The organism is Actinomadura sp. NPDC023710, from assembly GCF_040639875.1.
GTDB classification, from domain to species: Bacteria; Actinomycetota; Actinomycetes; order Streptosporangiales; family Streptosporangiaceae; genus Spirillospora; species Spirillospora citrea.
In genome coordinates, this window is sequence record NZ_JBFAGB010000028.1 from 51314 (window position 1) to 76149 (window position 24836).

Genomic DNA, 24836 nt, shown 5'->3' on the forward strand with positions numbered 1-24836 from the left:
GCCCCCACCATCGTGCGAGTGAGCACTCTGGAAGAGACCCCTGTCGGGCCCGCTCCCGGCAGGTTCGCGGCGTTCCTCGGGCCCAGGGTCGGCGGCTTCCCCCGGCCCTTCTGGGTGCTGTGGGCGGGGACCCTGCTCAACCGCCTCGGGACCATGGTCGAGCCGTTCCTCGGCCTCTACCTGACGACCATGCGCGGGCTGTCGCTGACCCAGGCGGGCGTGACGATGGCCGTGCTGGGCGCGGGCTCGCTCGCCGGGCAGCTCGCGGGCGGCATGCTCGCCGACCGCATCGGCCGCCGAGCGACGCTGACGCTCGCGACCGTCGGCACCGGCGCGGCCATGCTCGCGCTCGGCTACGCCCAGGGGCTCGCCGCGATCCTCGCGGCCGCGCTGGTGCTCGGCCTGCTCCTGGACATGTACCGGCCCGCCGCGCAGGCGATGGTGGCCGACATCATCTCCCCGGCCGACCGCCCCCGCGCGTTCGGGCTGCTGTTCTGGGCGATCAACCTCGGCTGGGCGGTCGCCATGGTGCTCGGCGGGACGCTCGCGCAGCAGGGCTTCCTGTGGCTGTTCTGGATCGACGCCCTCACCTGCGCGGCGTTCGGCCTGCTCGTGTGGCGGGCGATCCCGGAGACGCGGACCCGCGACGCCCGCGCCGAGCGGACGGGCGGGTTCGGCCGCGTGCTGCGCGACCGGGTCATGGTCGGCTACGTCCTGGTCACCCTCTTCTACACGTTCGTGCTCATGCAGGGCATGACGACGATGCCGCTCGCCATGAAGGAGGACGGGCTCGGCCCGCGGTCCTACGGCCTGGCGATCGCGGCGAACGGCTTGCTGATCATCATCGTCCAGCCGCTGGTGAACGCGTGGCTGGCACGGCGCGACCACAGCCTGGTGCTGGCGGCGGGCTTCGCGCTGGTCGGGGTCGGCTACGGGCTCACCTCACTCGCCTCGTCCGTGCCCGCCTACACCGCGACGATCCTGGTGTGGACGCTCGGGGAGATCATCGCCGCGTCCGTCCTGCAGGCCGTGGTCGCCGACCTCGCGCCCGCCGGCCTGCGCGGCCGGTACGGCGGCCTGTACGGGATGGCGTGGTCGGGCGGCTTCCTGCTGGCGCCCCTCGGCGGCACCCAGCTGCTCGGCGCCGGCGGGGCGCCCGCACTGTGGCTGACCTGCGCGGCTCTCGCCCTGGCCGCCGCCGCGGCGCAGCTCGCGCTCGCCCCCGCGATCCGGCGCCGGCGGGACGCCGTGCTCGGCGTCCACTTCTCGTCAAAGTGACGAAACCGGGTCCGGCGTTCTACGCTTGGACCGTGGCACAACTCAGGCTCGCGCTCGCGCAGGTGAACTCGACCGTCGGCGACCTCGACGGCAACGCCGACCAGATTCTGACGTGGACGCGCCGCGCCGCCGAGGCGGGCGCGCACCTCGTCGCATTCCCGGAGATGATGCTGACCGGCTACCCCGTGGAGGACCTCGCGCTGCGCGCGTCCTTCGTGGAGGCGTCCCGCGACGCCCTCCAGCACCTCGCCCGCCGGCTCGCCGACGAAGGGCTCGGCGACCTGCCCGTCGTCACCGGCTACCTCGACCGCCCGCCGGCCGGCGGGGCCCGCCCCAGCCGGCCCGGCGGCCTGCCGCTGAACGCCGCCGCGTGGCTGCACCGCGGTGAGGTGCTCGTCCGCTCCGCCAAGCACCACCTGCCCAACTACGGCGTGTTCGACGAGTACCGGATCTTCGCGCGCGGCGACCGGCTGCCGGTCGTCCGGCTGCACGGCGTGGACGTCGCCACCGCCATCTGCGAGGACCTCTGGCAGGACGGCGGCCCGGTCAGCGTCACGAGCGCCTCGGGCGCCGGGCTGCTGCTGGTGATCAACGCCTCCCCCTACGAGCGCGACAAGGACGACGCCCGCCTCGACCTGTGCGCCGGCCGCGCACGCGAGGCCGGCTGCGCGCTCGCCTACGTCAACATGGTCGGCGGCCAGGACGAGCTCGTCTTCGACGGCGACTCGGTCATCGTCGGCCCGGACGGCTCGCCCCTGTCCCGCGCCCCCCAGTTCGTCGAGCACCTCCTCGTCACCGACCTCGACCTGCCGGCCGCCGGCCCGGCCGCCGAGGCGGGCCCCGTCCGCGTCGACGCCCAGGACGGCACCACGATCACCATCGACCGGCACGTCCTGTCGGCCGACCCGCTGCCCGCCTACCCCGCGGAGCCGCGGACGGTCGCGCGCCCCCTGGAGGACCTCGCCGAGGTGTACGCGGCGCTCGTCCTCGGCACCCGCGACTACGTCCGCAAGAACGGCTTCCGCTCCGTCGTGCTCGGCCTGTCCGGCGGCATCGACTCGGCGCTCGTCGCCACCATCGCCTCCGACGCCATCGGCCCGGAGCACGTGCACGCCGTCCTGCTGCCGAGCCGCTACTCCTCGGAGGGCTCCGTCGTGGACGCCGAGGAGCTCGTCAAGCGGCAGGGCGTCCATTCGCGCATCGTCCCCATCGCCGGCATGGTCGAGGCGTTCGAGGAGCAGCTCGACCTGCACGGCCTCGCCGCCGAGAACCTCCAGGCCCGCATCCGGGCCAACGTGTGGATGGCCCTGTCCAACGAGGACGGCCACCTCGTCCTCACCGGCGGCAACAAGAGCGAGCTGGCGACCGGCTACTCCACCCTCTACGGAGACTCCGCGGGCGGCTTCGGCCCCATCAAGGACGTCTTCAAGCTCACCGTCTGGGACCTCGCCCGCTGGCGCAACGCGCAGGCGGGCAAGGACTCACCGCTCCTGCACCCCTTCGCGCACGAGCCCATCCCGGAGGCCATCATCGTCAAGGAGCCGTCCGCCGAGCTGCGCCCCGACCAGCGCGACCGCGACACCCTCCCCGACTACGCGGTCCTGGACCCGATCCTGACCGACTACGTCGAGCGCGACATGGGCCGCGACGCCCTCGTCAAGGCCGGCCACGACCCGGCCCTGGTCGAACGCGCCATCCGCCTCGTCGACATCGCCGAGTACAAGCGCCGCCAGTACCCGCCCGGCCCCAAGATCACGCCCAAGAACTTCGGCCGCGACCGCCGACTCCCCATCACCAACCGCTGGCGGGAAAAGCTGAGTTAGCCCAGGGGGGCGACCCCCTGGGTGGACACCTCTACTCGCGGTGGTGGAGTTCGCCGGGCCAGGCCTCTTCGGGCCAGGCGGGGACCTGTTCCGACGCGTCGGGGTCGACGCCGGGGACGATCTGCTCGCACCAGACCACCTTGCCCGCTGCGGTGCGGCGGCTGCCCCAGCGGTGGGCGAGCTGGCTGACGACCAGGAGGCCGCGGCCGTTCTCGTCGTCGTCCTCGGCGCGGCGCAGGCGCGGCAGGGCGGCGGAGCGGTCCAGGACCTCCAGGACGAGGGTGCGCTCCAGCAGGAGGCGCAGCTCGATCGGGCCGTGCGCGTAGCGGAGCGCGTTGGTGATGAGCTCGGACGCCAGCAGTTCGGTGGTGTAGTCGAGGTCCTCCAGGTCCCACTCCGCCAGGCGGGTGCTGACGAGGCCGCGGGCGCGGCGGACGGCGGCCGGGTCGGCGGGCAGCGTCCAGGAGGAGTAGCGGTCCGGGGGGAGGCGGCGCAGCCGGGCGATCAGGACGGCGATGTCGTCGCGGTGCTGGTCGGCGTAGACGCCCGCGAGGGTGGTCTTGGCGAGGTCCTCCATGGAGCGGTCGACCGAGTCGCGCCCGAAGATCTTCTGGAGGCGGGCGAGGCCGTCGTCGATGTCGCGGCCCCGGTTCTCGACCAGGCCGTCGGTGTAGATGACGAAGAGGCTGCCGTCCTCGACGGCGAACTCGCGGCTCTCGATGGCCGAGCCGCCCGAGACGCCGAGCGGCGGGGCGGGCGGGACCTCCAGGTACTCGTTGTCGCCGGTCGGGCTCGCCAGCAGCGGCGGCAGGTGCCCGGCGGAGGCGATCTCGATGGTGCCGGTGGTCGCGTCGTACACCGCGTAGACGCAGGTGGCGAAGTGCGGCTCCTGCTCGCCCAGCTCGATCATCAGCTCGTGCATGACGTGCAGCGCGTCGGCGGGCGGGAGCTCCAGGTTCGCGAGCGTGTGCAGGGCGGTGCGCAGCCGCCCCATGGTGACGGCGGCGCGGACGCCGTGCCCGGCGACGTCCCCGACGATCAGGGCGACGCGGGCGCCGGGCAGCGCGATCGACTCGTACCAGTCGCCGCCGACCTCGACGAGCTTGCTGCCCGGCAGGTAGCGGTGCCGGACCTCGACCGAGGAGGGCGCGGACAGCCGCATCGGCAGCAGGCTGCGCTGCAGCGCGAGCGCGGTGGCCCGCTCGCGGCTGTAGCGCCGGGCGTTGTCGATGACGATGGCGGCGCGGGCGGCGAACTCCATGCCGATCTCGACGTCGTAGGCGTCGAACTTGCGGAAACCGGGGATGCGGGTGCAGGCGATGAAGCCGAGCAGCGTGTCGCGGGCGATCATCGGCAGCAGCACCATCGACACGTTGGACAGCAGCTCGCCCGCCGGGCCGCGCCGCCAGAGCCGGCCGATCTCGCTCGCGGCGTCCACCGCGATGTGCGGCAGGTGGACGGGCCGGGCGGTCTCCATCACCTGCCGGTACGGGGTGCCCTCCGGGAAGACGAGCACCTCGCCGACGGGGAACGTGGACGTCCAGGCCGGGTTGCCGTCGTCGGAGGTGACCGCGATGCGGCGCAGCACCGCCGAGCCGGACTCGGCGTGCACCTCGTCGGCGGCGACCAGGCTCTCCAGCACCAGCACCGACGCGACGTTGCAGAAGTGCGGGACGACGACGTCGACGAGGCCGCGGGCGGACTGGTCGAGGTCGAGCGTCGCGCCGAACCGGGTGAGCGGGTCGTCCATCAGGGCGCGCCGCATGAGGGCCGGGTCCTGGTAGCGCTCGCTCGGCGGCAGCTCCACCCGGATGAACAGCAGCGCGGCGGGCGCCGCGCCCGCGCTGCCGCCGAGCATCGGCTGCACGGTGAGGAGGGCGTCGGCGGGGGCGCCGCCGTCGCCGCGCAGCACGCCCATCACGCCGTTGCGCTCCTGCCCGCCGCCGTTGGCCTCCAGGAGCGTCTCCAGCTCGGCCTTCGCCTCGTCGCCGACCAGGTCGGTGGCGGGGCGGCCGATCAGCTCCTCGGGGGCACGGCCGAGGACGGCCTTGGCGTTGGGGCCGCACTGCACGATGTGCCGAGCACCGTCGATGCCCAGGACAAGGGTCCGGGACGCCGAATCGGTGGCTGGCGCATCGCCTCGCGGCGCCATGACGGATCTCACCTGACGCGCTCCAGACAGCCGGTCGTCTCAGCACTACCCAGCGACAGTATGGGGCATGACTCCGCGGTAGGGGGAGAAGATCGCGCTTACCGCGCCGAAAACCGCCCGATGTCCGCCTCTGGACGGGTCTCCCGGTCGCTCTCGATGCCCCTGAGGAGGGTGTCGACGACCGCCTCGGCGTACCCCTCGGGGAACGTCTCCTGCGGCCGCTTGGCGGTCAGCGAGCCGAGCAGCAGCGACATCGCGACCTCCACGTCGAGATCGGGGCGCAGCTCCCCGGAGTCGACCCCGCGCCGGATCACCCTGCGGATGACGTCGCGCCGCGGCTCGATGACCTCCTGCCGGTAGCGGGCGTACAGCTCGGGGTGCTTCTCCGCGCCGCCGACGACGTTCCAGAAGCACCGCGAGTACCGGCGGTGCCGGTCGCCCGCGAGCCGCCGCGCGATCACGGTGAGGTCCTCGCGGGCGGACGCGCCGGACGGCTCGGGCAGCGGCTCCTTCACGGCGCCGAGCGCGTGCACGATCAGCGCCTCCTTGCTGGGCCAGCGCCGGTAGATCGTCGTCTTGCCGACGCCGGCGCGGGCGGCGACCGCCTCGATGGAGACGCCCGCCACCCCCGACTCCTCGGCCAGCAGGTCCAGGGTGGCCTCGACGATGGCCTTGCCGGCGCGCTCGCTGCGAGGCCGCCCCGCCTGCCGCCGCTCGGTCTCGGTCATGATCCCCTCACCCTGCCACACCGGCCCCGTCACACGGGGGCCTTCTCCGGCCGCCGCTCGGCGGGCGCCTGCGCGGGCGGCGCCGCGACGCGTCCCGGCATCCACTTCAGGACGACCAGGGCGCCGAGGAAGGAGATCACGGCCGCGGCGACGGACGCGGCGTGCATGGCGTGCACGAAGGCGGCGTCGGCGGGGCCGACGAGGCCCTGCCCGGCGGGGCCCATCTGGGCGGCGACGGCGTGCGCGCCCTCGATCGACTCGGCGGCGGCCTGCCGCGCGCCGGCGGGCAGCGCGGCGAGCTCGTCGCGCAGGTCTCCGCGGTAGACCGAGGCGACGACCGAGCCGAGCACGGCCACGCCCATCGCGACCGAGACCTGGCGGGCGGTGTTGTTGATGGCCGATCCGGCGCCGGCCTTCTCGCGGGGCAGCGCCGACATGACCGACTCGGTCGCGGGCGGCATCACGTTGGCCATCCCGGCGCCCTGCACGAAGAAGATCGCGCCGAGGATCCACAGGGAGGTGTGGACGCCGACGAACTGGTAGCTCGCCAGCGCGACGCTGACCAGCAGCAGCCCGATCGTGCAGACCGCCTTGGCGCCGAAGCGGCGCACCATGGCGGCGCTGCGCGGGGCGAAGGCGAGTTGCGCGACCGCGAACGGGAGCACCATGGCGCCGGACTGCAGCGGCGTAAGACCGCGCACCGACTGCATGTAGAAGTTGGCGAAGAAGAACACGCCGGTGGCGGCGAAGAAGCACAGCGCGATGGACGCGACGGCGGCCGACATGCGCGCGTCCTTGAACAGCCTGACGTCGAACGCCGGTGAGACGGTGCGGGCCTCGTGCCACACGAACAGGGCGAGGACGGCGGCGCCGGCGAGGATCGGCCCGAGCACGGAGAGCTCCAGCCAGTCGCCCCTCTCGCCGCCCTGGATGATCCCGTACGACAGGACGACCAGCCCGATGACCGACAGCACCACGCCGACCGGGTCGAGCCGGCCGGGGGCGGGGTTGCGCGACTCGGGGACGAGGAAGGCCATCAGCGTGACGCCGACCGCGATGACCGGCACGTTGATGAGGAAGACCGAGCCCCACCAGAAGTGGGCGAGCAGCAGGCCGCCGGTGAGCGGGCCGATGGCGACGCCGAGGCCGACGGCGCCGGCCCAGATGCCGATGGCGCGGGCGCGCTCGTGCGGTTCGAAGACGTTGGTGATGATCGACAGCGTCTGCGGCATGACCGCGGCGCCGCCGAGGCCCATCAGGGCGCGGGCGTAGATGAGCTGCTCGGGCGACTGCGCGTACGCCGACACCAGCGAGGCGACGGCGAACACCGCCATGCCGCCGACGAGCACGCGCTTGCGGCCGATCCGGTCGCCGATCACCCCGAAGGTGAACAGCAGGCCCGCGAAGACCAGCGTGTAGGAGTTGATCGCCCATTCGAGCTGGCTCTGGGTGGCGCCGAGGCCCTTGTCCGGGTCGGCGATGGTCTTGAGCGCGACGTTGAGGATGGTGTTGTCGAGCACCACCACCAGCAGGCTCATGGTCAGGACGCCGAGGATGTACCACCGGCGGCGCTGGATCGTCTGGGGGTCCATGTCGATACGCAACGGTATCGTTTCGGAATCTGTTCCCGGCCCGGCGGAGAAATTCTGGAATGGGGAGGGGTATCCGAATCGTTGGCCAGGTGGCACCATCGGTTTCGTCTGGGTACGCCACAGTGGCGCCTCAAGACCAGCGGAGGTTCTGCATGTCTTCTTCTGTCGCACCCCCGGCACAGCCGACCGCACTCTACGGCGGTACGAGCGGGCGCAGGGTGACCGTACGCGACATCGCCGCGGCGAAACAGCGGCACGAGAAGTGGCCGATGCTCACGGCCTACGACGCGCTCACCGCGCGGATCTTCGACGAGGCCGGCATCCCCGTGCTGCTCGTCGGCGACTCCGCCGCGATGGTGGTCTACGGCTACGACTCGACCATTCCCGTCACCGTGGACGACCTGATCCCGCTCACCGCGGCCGTCGTCCGCGGCTCCAAGCGCGCCATGGTCGTCGCCGACCTGCCGTTCGGCTCCTACCAGACCGGCGTCACCGAGGCGCTGACGGCCGCCACCCGGTTCCTCAAGGAGACCGGCGCCCACGCGATCAAGCTGGAGGGCGGCCGCCGGATCATCCCGCAGGCCGAGGCGATGGTCGCGGCCGGCATCCCGGTGATGGGCCACCTCGGCCTCACCCCGCAGTCGGTGAACGTCTTCGGCGGCTACCGGGTGCAGGGCCGCGGCCAGGACGGCGACGAGCTGATGGCCGACGCCAAGGCCCTGGAGGCGGCGGGCGCGTTCTCCGTCGTCCTCGAATGCGTGCCCGAGGACCTCGCCGCCCGCGTCACGGCGTCCCTGTCCATCCCGACGATCGGCATCGGCGGCGGCAACCAGACCGACGCGCAGGTCCTCGTCTGGCAGGACATGGCCGGGCTCACCCCGCACACCGCGAAGTTCGTCAAGAAGTTCGCCGACATGAACACCCTGCTCGGCGAGGCGGCCCGCGCCTACGCCGACGAGGTCGTCGGCGGCGTCTACCCGGCCCCGGAGCACACCTACCACTAGCGGGCACGGGCCTCAGCGCCGAACCAGGCCCACCCCCGCACGGCCGCGCCGCCCCCGGCGCGGCCGTGTGTGGTCTCCGGCCGTGTCACGCGGCCGGGACGGCCGGGCGACCCTCGCTACTGGTCGGGGTCGGAGCGGACCCGTTCGGGCCGTGCCCCGGCACCGGGCCGGCCGTTCTCGTGGTCCTGGCCGTCACGCGGCCCCGGGAGGCGGCGCAGGGCCGCGCCGTCCGCCGTGATCTCGTCGCGGAGCGTGTCCACGGCGGAGCGCAGCACGTCGGGACCGGCGACGTTCATCAGCAGCAGCCCCAGGTTGAGGGCCATCTGGCCGTCGGTCATCTCGCTGCCGGCGAGCGCGTCCACGGCCGTGCGCAGGTCGGCCTGGTCCTCGGCGGACACGTTCTGCAGCAGGCCGAGGCAGTACGTCGGCAGCGCGAGCCGAGACTTGGCGAACGAGACGCCCCGCATGATCTCGCCCGCCTCGTGCGCGCGGGTCTTGGCCTGCATCCGGTCGACGCCCCGGTCGGCGGCGGCCAGCAGCGAGGTCAGCAGCGTGCTCGGCCCGACGGCGACGTCCTCGTCGCCGACCCGGACGGTGAACACCGCGCTGCGGAACACCATCATCGAGCCGAGGCTCGCCACGAGCACCTGCGTCGCGTCGGCGACGTGCGTCGACTGGACGCCGAACCGCCAGTCGAAGGTGTGCAGGAGCAGCAGCGAGCCCGCGCCCGCTCCCCCGTTGATCAGCACGTACGCCCAGGTGCTCGGCACCCGGACCAGCGTGGTGGGCCGGTCCCGGTAGCGGCTGACCAGCTCGGCGATGCCGACCAGGCAGCTCAGCGAGACGGCGACGACGTATCCGATCATCGGGCCGCGGTCACTCCCCGGTCAGCCGGACGACCTCGTCGATCTCCCGCTCCACCGCGACGAGGCCGCGCTCGCGCAACGTGTCGACGGCGTCGGCGACCTCCAGCAGCCCGAGCCGGGTCGCGTGGTGAATCTGCTCCAGCGACAGCGGGCCGTTCGCCGCCCGCAACTGCGCAAGCACGCGGCGACACGCGTCCTCCGCGCCGGGTTCGTCGTACCCGGCGGTGAGGCCGGGTTCACCGGCGGGCGCCGCGCCGGGCGGCCGGACCCCGCCGCTCCGCCCGGAAGGGGCCAGGAACGCGCTCCACGGATCTGCCGACCGGTTCTCTCTCATCTCCACCCTGCCTGTCGCCACTGCGATGGTATGTCAGGACTAGGACGCGCCGCAGGCCGAAACCGCTCCCCGTCCGGTCAGTGATCGCCCTCGCGGGCACCGTCCGGCGGCCCGGCCCCGTCCTGCCCGTCCCGCCCGTCCTGCTCCTCCGGCCCGGAGGGACCGCGGCGCCGGGAGGAGGACCGCGCCACGATCAGCCGGTCTCCCGGTTCGAGGACCGCGCAGCCGGCGGCGTCGAACGGCAGCAGCCGCCCGTCACGCACGACCGCCAGCGCCGGGGCGCGGACCGCGCCGAGGGGGCCGCCGACCTCGTCCGGATGGACCTCGCGCTCCACCAGGTCGAGGCCGCTCCCCTGCTCCAGCAGGTCCTCGATGACCTCGCCGACGCTCGGCTGCGTGGTGGAGACCCCGAGCAGCCGCCCCGCCGCCTCCGACGAGGTCACCACGTGGTCGGCGCCGGACTGGCGCAGCAGCGGGACGTTCTCCGACTCGCGCACCGCCGCCTGGATGCCGGCGTGCGGGTTGAGCTGCCGGGCGGTCAGCGTGATCAGCACCGCGGTGTCGTCGCGGGCGCTCGCCACCACGATCTCGCGGGCCCGCTGGACCGAGGCCTGCCTCAGCACCGAGCTGCGGGTCGCGTCCCCGACGACGCCCGCGAACCCGGCCTCGGCGGCCTCGGCCACCACCCGCGGGTCGGGGTCCACGACCACGATCGACTCGGGCGGCACGCCGGTGCTCAGCAGGGTCCTGACGGCGCTGCGGCCCTTCGTGCCGTAACCCGCCACCACGATGTGGTCGCGCACGCGTGCCCTCCAGCGGGACGTTCGCCAGTCGTCGCGGGTGCGTTCCGCCAGCACCTCAAGGGTGGTGCCCACGAGGACGATGAGGAACAGCACCCGGACGGGCGTGATGAACACGATGTTGACGAGCCTCGCGCCGTCCCCGACCGGGGTGATGTCGCCGTACCCGGTCGTGGACATGGTCACCGAGGCGTAGTAGAAGGCGTCCAGCAGCGACAGCCGCCCGTCGCCGGTGTCGCGGTACCCGCCGCGGTCGAGGTAGACGACGGCCACCACCAAGAGCAGCAGGACGAAGGCCAGCCCGACCCGCTTCGCCACCGCGCGCAGCGGCCCGGTCCTGGCCGACGGCAGCAGGACGAGCGGCCGTCGCGCCGCGTCCGGACGATCCATCCTGGCACCGTACCGGGACGGCCCGTCCGGGAGGGCGGTCAGACGTCCGTGATGCGCAGACCGGCGTGGGCCTTGTAGCGGCGGTTCATGGAGATGAGGTTCGCGGTGAACGCCTCGATCTGGTGGGCGTTGTGCAGCCGCCCGCCGTAGACGCCGCGCATGCCGGGTATCCGCCCGGCGAGGGCCTGGACGAGGTCGGTGGCCTCCCGGTCGTTGCCGAGGACCAGGACGTCCAGCTCCATCTCGTCCACCTCGGGGTCGAGCAGCAACCTGGCCGACACGTGGTGGAAGGCGGCCACGACCCGGCTGTCGGGGAGGACGGCGGCGGCCTGCTCGGCGGCGCTGCCCTCCTCGACCGGCAGCGCGAACGCGCCCTTGCCCTTCTCGAAGCCGAGGGGGTTCACGCAGTCCACGACGATCTTGCCGGCCAGCTCGGCGCGCAGCGACTCCAGCGTGGCCTTGTGCCCGTCCCACGGCACCGCCACGACCACGACGTCGGACTCCCCGGCCGCGACCGGGTTCTCCGCGCCGGACACGGGCAGGTCCGCGCCGAGCTCGTCGGCGGCGGCCCGGGCGCGCTCGGCCTTGCGCGACCCGATCGTCACCCGGTGCCCGGCCAGGGCGAACCGGCGCGCGAGGCCCTTGCCCTGGTCCCCCGTCCCGCCCAGGATGCCGATGGTCAGATCGCTCGCGTCGGGAAGGTCGTACGGCGTCTTCTGCTGCTGCTCAGTCATGCGGCCGAGTCTGCCAGGCGGGTCTCGGAGGGCCCGGCGCCGGGCTGCCGCATCACCGAAAGGGCCCTGCCCGGGACGCGGGGTGAGGCACCATGGTGCCCGTGGACGCCGAGCAGATTTCGATGTTGCGCGAGGTCCTGTCGGCGACGGGCTGGCTGGAGCGGACCGAGGAGTTCGGCCGGGCGCTGCGCGTCACGTCCCGCACCCCGGGCGGGCTCCTGCTGGTCGGCACGCCTGCCGGCGACCCGTGGCATCTGGCGGCGCACCTCGACGACGAGAGCCGGCTCGGCGGCGCCCCGGGCCTCGCGCCCACCCTGGTGCGCTGGGAGCCGCCGGCCGACGTGCCCGCGCACCTGCGGATCGGGCTGGAGCGGCTGGAGGCGGCCCGGCGCGGCGAGACGCTGTTCGTCGTCGCCGAGGAGGGGGCGCCCGTCCCGCTGCTGGAGCGGGTGGACGACGCGCGCCGCACCGGGGCGACCGTCCTCGCGCTGGAGGGCGGCGACCGCGAGCTGCGCGGCCTCGCCCACGAGGCGCTGACCGTCCCGCCCGACCAGGCCCTCATGTCGTTCGACGGGGCGCAGCACCTCGTCAGCGCGGCCGCGGGCGGGGAGCCGGCGCGAAGCCCGCGCGGGCTCCGGCGCCGCCTCGCCCGCCTCCTCGACGCCGTCTCCGGCCCGGTCCTCGACTAGTCAGTCCTCGTTCTGCCTGCGCCACGCCTCGTTGCGCTCGCGGGCGATGGCCATCGCGTCCGCGGCCTCGCCCTCGGTCGTGTAGGGGCCCATCCGGTCCTTGCCGGGGCAGCCGGCCCCGTGCTCGGGCTTCATGTGCTTCAGGCAGAACCACCAGTCACCGTCGTCACCGGCCATCGGCGCTCCTCTCGATCATGCGCTGGCACGGGATTGTTGCCAGGATCGCGCTGACTACACTCCATCACTATGACGACCCAGTTGCTCCGACCCGGACGCGTCTCCCCCCTGCGCAAGGTTCCCTCGAACATTCCGCGCCCGGAGTACGTGGGGAAGAAGCGGCCGCGGACGGGCGAGCAGGACGTCAAGTCGCCCGAGACCATCGAGCGGATGCGGGTCGCCGGGAGGATCGCCGCGCAGGCGCTGGAGGAGGTCGGCAAGCACGTCCGGCCCGGGATCACCACCGACGAACTGGACGCCGTCGGGCACGAGTTCATGCTCGACCACGGCGCCTACCCCTCCACGCTCGGCTACCGCGGGTTCCCCAAGTCGCTGTGCACCTCGATCAACGAGGTGATCTGCCACGGCATCCCGGACGACACGGTCCTGCGCGACGGCGACATCATCAACGTCGACATCACCGCCTACATCGACGGCGTGCACGGCGACACCGACGCGACGTTCCTGTGCGGGGACGTGGACGAGGAGTCGCGCCTGCTGGTGGAGCGCACCCGCGAGGCGACGATGCGCGGCATCCGGGCGGTCAAGCCCGGCCGGGCGCTGAACGTGATCGGGCGGGTCATCGAGTCCTACGCCAAGCGGTTCGGGTACGGCGTGGTGCGCGACTTCACCGGGCACGGGATCGGCACGACGTTCCACTCCGGCCTCGTCGTCCCCCACTACGACGACCCGGCCGCCACGACGATCATCGAGCCGGGCATGACGTTCACGGTCGAGCCGATGCTGACCCTCGGCACCCACGAGTACGACATGTGGGCCGACGGCTGGACGGTCGTGACCAAGGACCGCAGGCGCACGGCGCAGTTCGAGCACACGCTGCTGGTCACCGAGGACGGCCACGAAATCCTCACCCTGCCGTGACCCATCCCTCGGTCTAGAGTCCGATTCGCCCACATCCGGCCCGGGAGACTCTCTAGAGATGAACGCCCCAGCGCCGTACGAGCCGAGGGTTCCCTCCGACAGCATGCCGCCGGGGCGGGCCGCGCTGAGCGTGACGTGGGCGGCGCTGCCGTTCCTGACCCTCGGCTTCGCCACCCCCCTCACGTTCGCCGCCGCGCTGCTGTGGCGGCGGAGCCTGCACCTGCTGGTGTCGACGGCCGCGTACGCCGGGGTGTTCGTGCTGATGCTGTCCCTGCTCTCCGGCACCGACGAGGAGCAGGGCACCGTGCGGATCGCCGGCATGCTGATGTCCGTCCTGGCGGTGGTGGGCTGCGGGCACGCCTTCCTGATCCGGCGGCGGGTGTTCGACCCGCACGGGCTGTCGGGCGTGGACAACGAGGCCGTGGTGGAGCGGGTCAAGCGGCAGCGGCTGCTGCGGGAGAAGGCGCGGGTGCTGGCCGCGTCCGACCCGGGGCTCGCCAAGGAGCTGCGCATCGGACGGCCCGACCTGCCGCGCCAGTACAACGACGGCGGGCTGGTCGACGTCAACCACGCGCCCGCGCAGGCGCTGACGCTGCTGCCCGGCATCACCGCGGAGCTGGCGGCCACGATCGAGCGGGTCCGGGCCGAGACGGGCGGGTTCGTGTCGGCCGAGGAGCTGTCCGCGGTGGCGGGGCTCCCGCCCTCCCTCACCGGCGATCTGGCCGACTACGCCGTCTTCATCCGCTGAGCGCGGGTATGCAGCGGGCGTGACCCCGAAGAAACCCGAGAAGCACGCCGGCCCCCCGGCCCGCGAGGGCGACCGGCTCGCCGAGTACCGGGGCAGGCGGGACCCCGGGCGGACGCCGGAGCCCGTTCCCGGGAGCGAGGCGCCGCCGCGCGGCGACGAGGCTCTGCCGCGCGGGGACGACGACACGTTCGTCGTCCAGGAGCACCACGCGACCAGCCTGCACTGGGATCTGCGGCTCGAACGCGACGGCGTGCTCGTCTCGTGGGCCGTGCCGAAGGGCCTGCCGTGGAGCCCTGACACCAACCACCTGGCGGTGCACACCGAGGACCACCCGCTGGAGTACGCCACCTTCGAGGGCGAGATCCCGCGCGGCGAGTACGGCGCCGGGAAGATGACCATCTGGGACCGCGGGACCTACGAGACCGAGAAGTGGTCCGAGCGCGAGGTGAAGGTCGTCATCCACGGCTCCCGCGTGTCCGGCCGCTATGTGCTGTTCAGGACGCGCGGCAGGAACTGGATGATCCACCGCATGGACCCGCCCGCGGATCCGGACGCCGAGCCGCTGCCGGAGTCGCTGCGCCCGATGCGGCCGCAGGAGCGCGCCCGCCTGCCGCGCGATCCGCGGGCCTGGGGGTTCGAGTTCGCGTGGGGCGGCAAGCGGCTGGCCGCCTACGTCGAGGGCGGCCGGACCCGGTTCACCGACGCGCGGGGCCGCGCCGTGGACGGTCCCGGCGGGCTCGGCTCCCGGCTCGGGGCGCAGCTCGGCGTCCGGCCCGCGCTGCTGGACGGGGAGCTGGCCGTCCTGGACGGCCGCGAGACCTACATGATCTACGACGTGCCGCATCTGGACGGGCACCCGCTGCTGGACGTCCCCTACCGGGAGCGGCGGGAGCGGCTCGACGACCTCGGCCTGTCGGGCCCGCGGTGGCAGACGGCCCCCTGGTACCCCGGCGACGGCGGCGCCGTCCTGGAGGCGGCACGCGACCAGGGGCTGCCCGGCGTCGTCGCGAAGCGCCTGGACTCCCCCTACGAGCCGGGCGAGGAGTCCGGCGCCTGGCGGCTCGTCCCGTCGCGGCCCGGGAGGCGGCGCTGACCCGCCGCCGGTCCGCCTGACCCGCCCCGGGCGCGCGGGAAGCGCGGAAAGCACTGTGTTCCGGGCGGAACCGGCGGAAGCCTCCGGGCATCAAAAGGACGTGACGCCCCGTTCGGCGCGTCTTCGCCGAAAACGATCAGGAGCGGATTAGAGTCCCGCCCTGAGACGGGCGGCGTACGCGCTGGAAGCGGGGGAACGGCACATGATGGGCAAGACGCATGCCCTGAGCGGCGCGCTGGCATGGCTGGGCGCCGTCCCGGTCATCGGGCAGGAGCGGCTGCTCGGCGAGCACGCCGTGGCGCTGTCGCCGGAGCAGATCATGGCGGGCGCCGTGGTGTGCGCCGGCGCCGCGATCCTGCCGGACATCGACCACCACAACGGCCGGATCGCCAACACCTTCGGGCCGATCACGAACCACATGTGCAAGTGGATCGGGAAGCTGTCGGGCGGGCACCGGCACGCGACCCACTCGATCCTGTTCGCGGTCGGCATCGGCTGGGCGATGGACACCCTCGCCACCCACTACATCTGGGGCTGGTGGGCCTGCCTGTTCATGATCGTGGGGCTCGGGCTGCGCGGCATCGGGCTGGACTTCGAGGGCAAGGAGCCGCAGTCGGCGCTGGCGGACTGCGCGCTGGCCCTGATCGCCGTCTGGCTCATGCACAAGATCGATATGAGCTTCGTCGGGTTCGCGGTGACACTCGGCTGCCTGGCCCACGTCGTCGGCGACTGCCTGACGCCGCGGGGCTGTCCGGTGTTCTGGCCGCTGCCGTGGCGGATCGAGGCCCCCGTCGTCCCGCGGACGGACGGCAAGGTGGAGCGGTGGGTGGTGATGCCGGTCCTGATCCTCGGCATCGCGATCCTCGCCGTCCGCTCCGTGCTCGGCGACATCACCGCCCAGTGGCTGGCCAGGGGCTGATCCGTTCCCTCTCAGCGGATCAGATCGTCAAAGTCCCGGCAGCGCACGACCGCCCAGGCCGACTTCTCCTCGTTGAAGACACCGGTGAGCACGACCCGGCTGACCCCGGGGATGGCCTGCGCCGTGCACGCGACCTGTCCCCTGGCCAGGCGCGACCAATGCCTGGCGGGCCTCGTCCCGTCGGCCTCGCCGACCACGTCGACGACCACCGTGCCCTGCGGCCCCTCCTTCCCCGCGCTGACGCCGTCCGGGCCCGGAATCTCGGTGGCGAGCCCCTTGCGCACTTCCTGGGACGTGAGCGGGACCCCGAGCTGGCTGAGGGCAAGGTACGGGTGGCCGGGGAGCCCCGGGCGCACGACCGGGACCAGCCGCCCGTCCTGGACCAGGTAGACGGTGATGGTCTCGGCGTCGCCCGCCGCGAGCGGCGGGTCTCCCGCGCTGATGATCCCGGTCGGCCGGATGCCGGGCCCGGTCGGGAACCTGGCCGCCAGGGCCACCAGGAGGACGGCCGCCGCGACCAGCACGGCCGCCGCTCCGCACCACGCGAGCCGCCGCCTCACGGGGCCTCACCTCCGTCGGGGAAGGGCCCGGGCAGCCAGAGCGTGAACACCGCACCGCCGTCCGGTCCGTTGCCGGCCTCCAACCCTCCCCCGTGCAGGAGGGCGTTCTCCCTGGCGATCGACAGCCCGAGGCCGCTGCCCTCGCTCCGCGAGCGGGCGGCCTCGGCCTTGACGAACCGGTCGAACACCACGGCGACCAGATCGTCGGGCAGTCCGGGGCCCCGGTCGGCGACCACGACCTCCACCCCCGCGACGCCGCCGCGCTCCACCCGGGCGAAGCTCAGCGCCACGGGCGGGCGGCCGTGCTTGAGCGCGTTGCCCACCAGGTTGGCGATGATGACGTCGAACCGCCGCGGGTCCAGCCGCACGTCCAGGTCCGCCGGACCGGCCACGGTCACCTCGTCCCGCCACCCGCGCGCGGCCAGCGTGGCGGTGACGGCGTCGGCCAGGTTCACCTCGTCCGCGACGAGCGCGGCGGCGCCGGCGTCGAACCGGCTGATCTCGATCAGGTGCTCGACCAGCCGCCCGAGCCGCCGCGTCTCGCCCGCGACGAGCGCCGCCGCGCCGTCCCCGCCCGGACCGGCATCCTCGGCCAGCACGTCGGTGACGGCGATCATGGAGGTCAGCGGTGTGCGCAGCTCGTGGGAGACGTCGGCGACGAACCGGCGCGACGCGGCCTCCATCGCGCGCAGCTCCGTCACCGTCCGCTCCAGCGCCTCGGCCGTGCGGTTGAAGGTGCGGGCGAGGTCGGCCATCTCGTCGCGGCCCCGCACGTCCACGCGCGTCCCGAAGTCCCCCGCGCCGAGGGCCCGCGCGGCGGCGCCGAGGCGGCGCACCGGGCGCAGGACGCCGCGGGTCGCCAGCAGCGCCAGCCCGAGGGCCGACACCAGCGCGGCGGCGTCCGCGACCAGCAGCGTGCGCGTGAACAGGGCCAGGTCGGAGGCCTCCCGGCTCAGGCTCGCGGACACGAACACCATCGGGGGCGTCGTGCGCCATGGCTCGTCCGTCGTCGTCTCGTAGCCGGTGACGCGGCCGCCGACGAGCAGGTACGGCCGGCCGTGCCGGACGACACGCCGGAACACCAGGCCCTGCCGCGCGCGCCGCGCGAACTCGGCGGTGACCGGCACGTCCAGCGAGTCCAGAGCCGGTAGCGCGGCGCTGCCGTCCAGCGGCATCGGCACCGCCGCCACCTTCCGCCCGGGAGCCGAACCCAGCGTGTCGCTCAACTGGGCGGCGACGAGGACCGTGACGTCGGGCGGCAGCCTGGGCGGGATCTGGCGGGCCAGGGCGTTGCGGACATCGGTCAGCACGGCGTCCTGGGCGCGCTGCAGCATCACGCGCCGGAGCAGGACGTAGGAGATGCCGGACGCGAGGAGCGCGGCCAGCAGCGCGACCGCGGTGAACGCCGCCGCGAGCCGCCCCCGCAGCCCGATCACGGGGCCGCGAACCGGTAGCCGAAGCCGCGGACGGTCTCGATCAGCCGGGGCTCGGCGGGCTCGTCCTCGATCTTCGCCCGGACGCGCTGGACGCACGCGTCGACCAGCCGCGAGTCGCCGGGATAGTCGTGCTCCCAGACCTGCGCCAGCAGGTGGCGGCGGGTGAGGGCCTGGCCGGGGCGGCGCGCCAGTTCCAGCAGGAGCCGCAGCTCGGTCGGGGTGAGGCGCAGGTCGGCGCCGCCCTTGGTGACCTTCAGCGAGGTCCGGTCGATGACGAGGTCGCCGTAGACGGACCGGTCGAGGCGGGTCTGGTCGGCGCGGCGCAGGACCGCGCGGATCCGGGCGTCCAGGACGCGGGGCTCGACGGGCTTCACCACGTAGTCGTCGGCGCCCGCCTCCAGGCCGAGGACGATGTCGAGGTCGTCGCCCCGCGCGGTCAGCAGGATGACCGGCAGCGGGTCCTCCCGGCGGATGCGGCGGCACACCTCGATGCCGTCGATGCCGGGCAGCATCACGTCCAGGATCGCGATCTCGGGGCGGCGCGCCCGCAGCGCCTCCAGTCCGTCCTCGCCCGTGGCCCGGGACGTCACCCCGTGCCCCTGGCGGGTCAGCGCCAGCTCCAGCGCCGCCCGGGCGGACGGATCATCCTCGATGAACAGAATGCTCGCCACCCGGTCATTATCGGCCGACCTCGATCATCCATCGGGTTGTGTCACAAGATCCGGACATCTCCGGCACGAGACCATGACAGGCCGCCGGAACGGTGGGGCCCATGTCGCTCGCGCTGCTCCCGCCCCGCCGTCCGGCGCCGCCCGCCCCGCCGGGCCCCTCCCGGCCGCGCGCCCTGCCGTGGCTGCTCGCGGCCGGCATGCTCGCGCAGGCGGCCGTCCGGCTCTGGTTCGCCTGGGCGCGGACGGCCCCGGCCGCGAACCCGGACGAGACCGGCTACCTGCTCGCCGCCCGCCTGCTGGCGGGCGGGCCGGGCGGCGACCTGTCCGGCAACACCTTCTACCAGGGCGGTTACCCGCTCCTGCTCGCCCCGGCCTTCTGGTTCTCCCACGACCCCGCGACGGTCTACACGACCGTGATGGCGATCAACGCGGTCCTGGGCGCGGCGCTGTTCCCCCTCGGGTATGCGGCGGCGCGCCGCTTCGGACCGGCCCGCCGGTCCGCCCTGCCGCTGGCGTTCGCGGCGGCGCTGCTGCCCGCGACGACGTTCTTCGGCGCCTTCGCGCTCGCCGACGCCGTCCTGCCGACGCTCGTCCTGGCGTGGCTGCTGGCGCTGGACCGATGCGTCCGGAACGGCCGGGCAGGGGACGCCGCCCTCGCGAGCCTGGTCGCGGCCTGCACCGCGACCGTGCACACGCGAGGGTCGGTCCTCCTCGCCGTCCATGCCGCCGCCCTGCTGGGCACGGCCCTGCCCGGACGCCGGAGGATCCGCGCCGCGCTGGCCGGGGGCGCGGTCGCGGTCGCCGGGTACGCGGCGGGCGCGGCGCTGAACGCGCACGTCCGCGCCGAACTGTATCCGCGCGGCGCGCGGGACCTCACCGGGATCCTCACGTCCCGTATGACCACGCTCCCGGGACAGGAGTGGGCGCTGTCGGGCGCGGCGGGGCAGCTCTGGTACCTGATCGTCTCCACCTGGGGGCTGGCGGGGGCCGGGCTGGTGGCGGTCGCGGCGGCCCTCGCGCGGCGGCGGACGCCTGCGGCGGACAGGCTCATGGCGGGCGTGCTGCTCGCCACGACCTGCGGCATCGCCTACGCCTCCTCGGCCGCGCTGCCGGACGAGCACCGGGTGGGCAACTTCGCGTACGGCCGCTACCTGGCGTGCGTGGCGCTGGTCTACGCCCTCGCCGGGGCCACGGCGCTCGCGCGCCTCGCCACGGGCCCGGCGATCCGCCTGGCGGCGGCGGGCGCGCTCCTGCTGGAGGGAGCCGCGCTGTGGGTCACCGCCTACGCGGGCGAGCGGCTCCGCACCCACGCCTTCATCGGTTTCGACTTCCCCGAGGTCACGTTCCTGACCGCCGACCGGGGCGCGCTGCACCTGCACGAGGCCGCACTCGCGGCGCTCGCCCTGCTCGGCGGCCTGCTCGTGCTGTCCAGGCTGGACAGGACGGCCTTGACGGCCGTCGCGCTCGCCGGGGTGAACCTCGCGGCGCTGACGTTCGCGCTGGGGCCGCACGCGCGGCGCGTCCCGGCCGGGCCCCCGCTGCCCGGCCCGGCCTCGGGCGGGGTCGTCGCGGACGCCTCGCTCGGCTGGGCGGTCAGGACCGCGCTGATGTACCCCGTGTGGTGGACGCGCCTCGGCGCCTTCGACGTCCGCGCCGGACGGCCGCCCGCCCCGGGCGTGTGCACGGTCGTCGTGCCCCTCCCGGACGGGACGCCGCCCGAGGCGTCCTGGCCCGCGCATCCGGCGGGCTGGCGGCCGCACGCGGGACGGTTCTGGGCGTCGTCCTGGGTGAGCTGGCACGCACCGTCCTGCCCGCGCGCGGGTCAGTAGCGCGTCACCAGCGCGATCCGGTCGTGGTCGATGAGGAAGCCGTCCGAGACGAACGTGACCTCGCCCCCGTACTCCAGCGCCGTCTCGATCACGTGGTCCACGACGTCGTCGACGACGTCCGCGCCCTTGAGCACGCCGGGCCCGCCCTCCACCGGGATCAGCTCGTCCTCGGTCCGCACCGCGGGCGCGTAGTAGCCGCGCTCGACGACCAGGTGCTCGCCGCGCCCCTCTTCGACCAGTTCCGTCACCTCGCACAGCCCGCCCGCGTACCGCTGGATGCTGCGCGCCGCCTCCAGTTCCGACAGCACGCCGACCTCGCGGAGGTCCTCGTAGGCGGCGAGCGCGGGCCGTGCGGCCTCGATGAGCGCGCTCGGCGAGGCGCCCTCGAAGCTGCCGTCGACGCGTCCGGCCACGGTGACGTGCGGCCCGGCGACCTCGTCGAAGACCGCCTGGTGCCGGGTGACCCCGGCGACGATCAGCGGGCGCCGGTCCCGCGCGAGGACGCGTTCGAGGGCGGCCACCACGTCCCGCATGGCCTGGCGGCGCCACTCTCCCTCGCCGCCCTGCGCAGCCCGCCGCGCCTGCCGTCCGGCCCCGGCCTCGTCGATCGGCTCGGGCTCGACGGGGAAGCCGCCGCGGGCGTGCTCGGTCAGCTCCGCGCCGAGGCCGCTCCACAGCCGCGTCCGGTGGTCCGACAGGGACAGCAGCCAGTAGCGCGGCATGCGGGTGAAGGCGGCCACAAGGTCGCGGGTGGCGAACCCGGTGTCCACGACCACCCGCTCGTCCACGGGCTGGCCGATCGTGAACGCGTGGCGCTCGCCGTGCGGGGCGGCGAACAGCACCAGCGCGTCGGAGCCGTGCCGCGGGTCGACCTCGTCCGCGGCGCGCTCCAGCCCCCGGACGATGTGGTCGGCGGCGTCGGGCGCGACCCTCGGGTCGTCGTGGAGCCGGCGCCGCACCTCCGCCAGCAGGTTCCGCAGCCGGATGCGGTCCTGCCGGCCGTCCCGGGCGGAGCGGTGCGTCGGCATCAGCACCGACACCGCGGGGTAGGGCCTCGGCTTGCGCAGCCCGGACAGGGTGACAGCGTCCATGATCCCCCGATCGTCGCGCTTTATCCTTTCTGTCTCTTTTCTAGCGAGCTGTAGGTAAATGAGGTGTAAGCCCTGTCCGATTTGCGGGACGGGACCCCCGCCCGCCGCCTCGCCCCGCCGCCGGGACGCGTCAGACCCGCTCGATCACCGGGCCGAGGACGTCCATGAACGGCGAGTGCACCGTGACGTAGGAGAACCCGTACCGCTCGCGGCGCTCCCGGATCTGCTCGGCGATCTGCGCCTCCGTCCCGAGCAGGACGAACGGGGTGTCCAGGATCTCCTCGACCGTCATGTAGGGGAGTCGCTCGGCGCGCATCCGCCCGGCCTCGGCGCGCCGGTCGGAGGTCACCTGCACGTGCTGGACGAGCACGTTCCACTCGATCTGCTCCGCGCGGTCGCCGGCGTGCTCGCGGGCGAACCGGACCCGCTCGCCGGCCTCCTCGGCGGTGCCCAGCCGGAAGGTCCCCGGCGGCTCGCCCTTCATCTGGTAGGCCCCCGCGATCCCCACGATGTCGGCGTGACGGGCCGCCGCCCGAAGGACCGTGTCGCCGGTGCCGCCGACGAGCAGCGGCGGCCCCGACCCGCCGAACCCGGCGCGTTGGACGGGCGCCAGCTCGGCCAGCCCGAAGAACTCGGCCACCGGCCGGTGCCGCTCGTAGCCGTCCCCGCCGAACAGCCCGCCCAGCTCCTCGACCAGCCCGGTCATCTGCTCCACGCGGGCGCCGAACGGCTCCCACGGGATCCCGGCCGCGTCGAACTCCCACTTCATGTGCCCGGCGCCGAGCCCGAGCTCGACCCGCCCGCCGGTGAGCCGGTCGGCGGTGGCGACCTCGCGGGCGAGGAGGTGGGCGTTCCAGAAACCGGCGTTCAGCACCAGGGCGCCGACGCGCAGCCGCTCGGTCGCGTCCGCGGCGGCGACCATGGTCGGGAAGGGGGCCGGGGAGCCGAGGTGGTCGGGCACGAGCGCGACGTCGTAGCCGTACCGCTCGCCGCGCCGGCACCGCTCGGCGAAATCGTCGCGGGAGACGATGTCGAAGACGTTGAACCCGAAGCGGAAGTTCCTCATGCGGTCACCCTGCCACCTCACCCCGGCGTGATGAAGGCCGTCTCGTAGGCGAAGATCACCGCCTGGGTCCGGTCCCGGGCCTGCATCTTGGCGAGGATGTTCCCGACGTGCGTCTTCACGGTCTGCGGGCTCACGAAGAGCTCACCGGCGATCTCCGCGTTCGAGTGGCCCTTGGCCATCAGCCGCAGCACGTCCCCCTCCCGCTCGGTGAGCCGGCCGTGCCAGGCGGCGCCCCCGGCGCCGGACGAGCCGTGCCGCCCGGCCAGCTCCCGGATCGCCGCCGGGAACAGCAGGCTGTCGCCGTGCGCGACCATCCGGATCGCCTGCAGGATCTCCTCCGGCCGCGTCCGCTTGAGCAGGAAGCCGTTGGCGCCCGCCTTCAGCGCGTCGTAGACGTACTCGTCGTTCTCGAACGTGGTGACGACGATGATCCGCGGCGGCTCCGGGACGGTGGCGAGGAGGTGGCGGGTCGCCTGGATGCCGTCGAGCCGCGGCATCCGCACGTCCATCAGCACGACGTCGGGGCGCAGCCGCCGCACCTCGCCCGGCACCTCCGTGCCGTCGGACGCCTCACCGACGACCTCCAGGTCGTCCTCGGCGTCGATGATGGCGGCGAGGCCCGCCCGGATCAGACGCTCGTCGTCGACCAGCAGAACCTTGATCGTCATGACCCGGACCTTAGCGGCAGCGAGACGCGGAAACGCCAGCGGTCGCCGTCGGCCCCGGCGCTCATCTCGCCGCGCAGCACGGTGACGCGCTCGCGGACCCCGCCGAGGCCGCGGCCGCCGCCATGGCCGGCGCCCTCGCCGCGGGTCGTGCCGAGCGGATTGGTCATCTCGACCTCCAGCCGCTCCCCGTCGGTGCCGAGCCGCAGCCGCACCGGCACCTTCCCCGCGTGCCGGAGGGCGTTCGTCAGGCCCTCCTGGACGATCCGGTACGCCTCCCGCGACACCGCCGCCGGGACGTGCTCCACCTCCGGGTCCACCTCGGCGTCCAGCGCGACCCCGGCGATCCGCGTCTGCTCCAGCAGCCGTCCGAGATCCTTCAGCGTGGCCTGCGGGGCCGGGCGGGACCGGTCGTCGCGCAGCAGCCCGAGCACGTGGTCGAGGTCCTCCAGCGCGGCGCGGGCCGAGTCCTCGATCGCGGCGAGCGCCTCGCGGGCGAACTCCGGGTCGCTGCCCAGCACCCGCCCGGCCGCTCCCGCCTGCAGGGTCACCACGCTGAGCGCGTGCCCCACCGAGTCGTGCAGCTCCCTCGCCAGCCGGTTGCGCTCGGCGAGCCTGACGGCCTCGGCCCGCATCCCGTCCAGCCGCTCGGCGGCGGACGGCCCGAGGAGGACCGGCGCCAGCCGGGCCAGCAGGGCGCCGGCCCCCACGATCACCGCGAGCAGCAGGGCCAGCGCCGCCAGCCCGATCAGCGGCGCGGGCCACTGGTGCCAGGCGTCCTGCCAGCCCCAGGACTCCAGGAACCGGGTGTCCCAGCTCACCACCGGCGCGAGGAGCATCACGACGGCGGCCGGGGGGAGGGCCAGGCTCAGCCCGCTGACCACCACGCCCGTGCCGAGGTGCAGCGTGAACCACGCCGCGGCGCGGCCGCGGCTCTCCCAGGAGCCCGCCGAGCCGGGCGCGAGCGCGGTCGCGGGGCCCCGGAGCAGTTCCTTGGCCAGCGAGCTCTCCAGCAGCCGCACCGTCGGCACGAGCCCGGTCACGAACGTCGCCACGGCCGGCATGACGACCAGCATCAGCACGGCCTTGACGAGGTCGTTGCCGACCGGCAGCAGCGGGATCAGGCTGATCGCGAGGAACCAGTACGGCATCAGCAGCGCGCCGCCCACGACGAGGTGGGACCAGCGCCGCCAGGTCGTCCGCTCGATCAGCGGGCGGAGCACGCGGAGCACGTTCCGATCCTGACAGAACCGGTGGCGCGCCCACTCCC

Annotated in this window: 24 protein-coding genes; 9 read left to right on the forward strand and 15 right to left on the reverse strand. The window is 74.0% G+C overall.

Going from position 1 to position 24836, the window contains the following annotated elements:
- Nucleotides 1–18 precede the first annotated feature (18 nt).
- Complete coding sequence (locus AB0H37_RS29060) at nucleotides 19–1278, forward strand: MFS transporter (protein WP_329093438.1); 1260 nt, start codon at nucleotides 19–21, stop codon at nucleotides 1276–1278.
- Between the two features lie 32 nt (nucleotides 1279–1310).
- The gene (locus AB0H37_RS29065; protein WP_360616395.1) at nucleotides 1311–3101 is read left to right on the forward strand and encodes an NAD+ synthase; all 1791 of its coding nucleotides are present in this window, start codon (nucleotides 1311–1313) and stop codon (nucleotides 3099–3101) included.
- Between the two features lie 31 nt (nucleotides 3102–3132).
- Here AB0H37_RS29065 and AB0H37_RS29070 read toward each other — a convergent pair whose 3' ends face one another.
- The 3 genes from AB0H37_RS29070 to AB0H37_RS29080 all read right to left on the reverse strand — a co-directional run bounded on the left by AB0H37_RS29070 (nucleotide 3133) and on the right by AB0H37_RS29080 (nucleotide 7573).
- On the reverse strand, nucleotides 3133–5253 hold the full coding sequence (locus AB0H37_RS29070) for a SpoIIE family protein phosphatase (RefSeq protein WP_329093442.1): 2121 nt from the start codon (nucleotides 5251–5253) through the stop codon (nucleotides 3133–3135).
- A gap of 98 nt (nucleotides 5254–5351) precedes the next feature.
- Nucleotides 5352–5981, reverse strand: a complete 630-nt coding sequence (locus AB0H37_RS29075; RefSeq protein WP_179833688.1) for a TetR/AcrR family transcriptional regulator — start codon at nucleotides 5979–5981, stop codon at nucleotides 5352–5354.
- A gap of 29 nt (nucleotides 5982–6010) precedes the next feature.
- Nucleotides 6011–7573: an MFS transporter gene (locus AB0H37_RS29080; protein ID WP_179833687.1), complete on the reverse strand. Its 1563-nt coding sequence runs from the start codon at nucleotides 7571–7573 to the stop codon at nucleotides 6011–6013.
- A 152-nt stretch (nucleotides 7574–7725) separates the two neighbouring features.
- Between AB0H37_RS29080 and panB the strand changes: the two genes are divergently transcribed.
- Nucleotides 7726–8577, forward strand: coding sequence for a 3-methyl-2-oxobutanoate hydroxymethyltransferase (gene panB / locus AB0H37_RS29085; RefSeq protein WP_179833686.1), 852 nt, complete (start codon nucleotides 7726–7728; stop codon nucleotides 8575–8577).
- A gap of 116 nt (nucleotides 8578–8693) precedes the next feature.
- Here the strand turns inward: panB and AB0H37_RS29090 are convergent, their stop codons facing one another.
- The 4 genes from AB0H37_RS29090 to npdG all read right to left on the reverse strand — a co-directional run bounded on the left by AB0H37_RS29090 (nucleotide 8694) and on the right by npdG (nucleotide 11701).
- Nucleotides 8694–9443, reverse strand: a complete 750-nt coding sequence (locus AB0H37_RS29090) for a hypothetical protein (protein ID WP_329093448.1) — start codon at nucleotides 9441–9443, stop codon at nucleotides 8694–8696.
- Between the two features lie 10 nt (nucleotides 9444–9453).
- Nucleotides 9454–9777 carry a hypothetical protein gene (locus tag AB0H37_RS29095; RefSeq protein ID WP_360616396.1) on the reverse strand — a complete coding sequence of 108 codons (324 nt, stop codon included), beginning with the start codon at nucleotides 9775–9777 and terminating at the stop codon, nucleotides 9454–9456.
- Between the two features lie 77 nt (nucleotides 9778–9854).
- A complete protein-coding gene (locus AB0H37_RS29100) occupies nucleotides 9855–10967 on the reverse strand; it encodes an NAD-binding protein (protein WP_329093450.1) in 1113 nt (370 codons plus the stop codon).
- A 38-nt stretch (nucleotides 10968–11005) separates the two neighbouring features.
- Nucleotides 11006–11701, reverse strand: a complete 696-nt coding sequence (gene npdG, locus AB0H37_RS29105; protein WP_329093452.1) for an NADPH-dependent F420 reductase — start codon at nucleotides 11699–11701, stop codon at nucleotides 11006–11008.
- Nucleotides 11702–11793: 92 nt separating this feature from the next.
- On the opposite strand from npdG, the gene AB0H37_RS29110 reads away from it, so the two are divergent.
- Nucleotides 11794–12390 carry a hypothetical protein gene (locus AB0H37_RS29110; RefSeq protein WP_179833682.1) on the forward strand — a complete coding sequence of 199 codons (597 nt, stop codon included), beginning with the start codon at nucleotides 11794–11796 and terminating at the stop codon, nucleotides 12388–12390.
- Here AB0H37_RS29110 and AB0H37_RS29115 read toward each other — a convergent pair whose 3' ends face one another.
- Nucleotides 12391–12567: a hypothetical protein gene (locus AB0H37_RS29115; RefSeq protein ID WP_179833681.1), complete on the reverse strand. Its 177-nt coding sequence runs from the start codon at nucleotides 12565–12567 to the stop codon at nucleotides 12391–12393.
- A gap of 69 nt (nucleotides 12568–12636) precedes the next feature.
- On the opposite strand from AB0H37_RS29115, the gene map reads away from it, so the two are divergent.
- From map to AB0H37_RS29135, 4 genes are all read left to right on the forward strand, one after another.
- A complete protein-coding gene (map, locus tag AB0H37_RS29120) occupies nucleotides 12637–13488 on the forward strand; it encodes a type I methionyl aminopeptidase (protein ID WP_329093455.1) in 852 nt (283 codons plus the stop codon).
- A gap of 58 nt (nucleotides 13489–13546) precedes the next feature.
- Nucleotides 13547–14236, forward strand: a complete 690-nt coding sequence (locus tag AB0H37_RS29125; protein ID WP_179833679.1) for a helix-hairpin-helix domain-containing protein — start codon at nucleotides 13547–13549, stop codon at nucleotides 14234–14236.
- Between the two features lie 19 nt (nucleotides 14237–14255).
- Entirely contained in the window at nucleotides 14256–15329 is a 1074-nt protein-coding gene (locus tag AB0H37_RS29130) for a DNA polymerase ligase N-terminal domain-containing protein (protein ID WP_360616397.1), read from the forward strand.
- Nucleotides 15330–15531: 202 nt separating this feature from the next.
- The gene (locus AB0H37_RS29135; RefSeq protein WP_329093460.1) at nucleotides 15532–16248 is read left to right on the forward strand and encodes a metal-dependent hydrolase; all 717 of its coding nucleotides are present in this window, start codon (nucleotides 15532–15534) and stop codon (nucleotides 16246–16248) included.
- Between the two features lie 11 nt (nucleotides 16249–16259).
- Here AB0H37_RS29135 and AB0H37_RS29140 read toward each other — a convergent pair whose 3' ends face one another.
- Genes AB0H37_RS29140 through AB0H37_RS29150 form a run of 3 tightly spaced genes read right to left on the reverse strand, consistent with a single transcriptional unit; the run spans nucleotide 16260 to nucleotide 18915 of the window.
- A complete protein-coding gene (locus AB0H37_RS29140; protein ID WP_179833676.1) occupies nucleotides 16260–16808 on the reverse strand; it encodes a hypothetical protein in 549 nt (182 codons plus the stop codon).
- On the reverse strand, nucleotides 16805–18244 hold the full coding sequence (locus AB0H37_RS29145; RefSeq protein WP_329093462.1) for a HAMP domain-containing sensor histidine kinase: 1440 nt from the start codon (nucleotides 18242–18244) through the stop codon (nucleotides 16805–16807). Before AB0H37_RS29145 ends, AB0H37_RS29140 begins: the two co-directional genes overlap by 4 nt.
- Nucleotides 18241–18915, reverse strand: a complete 675-nt coding sequence (locus AB0H37_RS29150; protein WP_179833674.1) for a response regulator transcription factor — start codon at nucleotides 18913–18915, stop codon at nucleotides 18241–18243. The genes AB0H37_RS29145 and AB0H37_RS29150 overlap by 4 nt, the downstream gene beginning before the upstream one ends.
- Before the next feature lie 101 nt (nucleotides 18916–19016).
- On the opposite strand from AB0H37_RS29150, the gene AB0H37_RS29155 reads away from it, so the two are divergent.
- Nucleotides 19017–20744 (forward strand): hypothetical protein, encoded by a 1728-nt coding sequence (locus AB0H37_RS29155; RefSeq protein WP_360616398.1) that lies wholly within the window; start codon nucleotides 19017–19019, stop codon nucleotides 20742–20744.
- Here AB0H37_RS29155 and AB0H37_RS29160 read toward each other — a convergent pair.
- The 4 genes from AB0H37_RS29160 to AB0H37_RS29175 all read right to left on the reverse strand — a co-directional run bounded on the left by AB0H37_RS29160 (nucleotide 20738) and on the right by AB0H37_RS29175 (nucleotide 24798).
- A complete protein-coding gene (locus AB0H37_RS29160) occupies nucleotides 20738–21835 on the reverse strand; it encodes a hypothetical protein (RefSeq protein ID WP_360616399.1) in 1098 nt (365 codons plus the stop codon). The genes AB0H37_RS29155 and AB0H37_RS29160 overlap by 7 nt on opposite strands.
- 130 nt (nucleotides 21836–21965) lie before the next feature.
- Complete coding sequence (locus AB0H37_RS29165; RefSeq protein ID WP_329093467.1) at nucleotides 21966–22901, reverse strand: LLM class F420-dependent oxidoreductase; 936 nt, start codon at nucleotides 22899–22901, stop codon at nucleotides 21966–21968.
- A gap of 17 nt (nucleotides 22902–22918) precedes the next feature.
- On the reverse strand, nucleotides 22919–23569 hold the full coding sequence (locus tag AB0H37_RS29170; protein WP_179833670.1) for a response regulator transcription factor: 651 nt from the start codon (nucleotides 23567–23569) through the stop codon (nucleotides 22919–22921).
- Nucleotides 23566–24798: a histidine kinase gene (locus AB0H37_RS29175; protein WP_360616400.1), complete on the reverse strand. Its 1233-nt coding sequence runs from the start codon at nucleotides 24796–24798 to the stop codon at nucleotides 23566–23568. The genes AB0H37_RS29170 and AB0H37_RS29175 overlap by 4 nt, the downstream gene beginning before the upstream one ends.
- Between the last annotated feature and the right edge of the window lie 38 nt (nucleotides 24799–24836).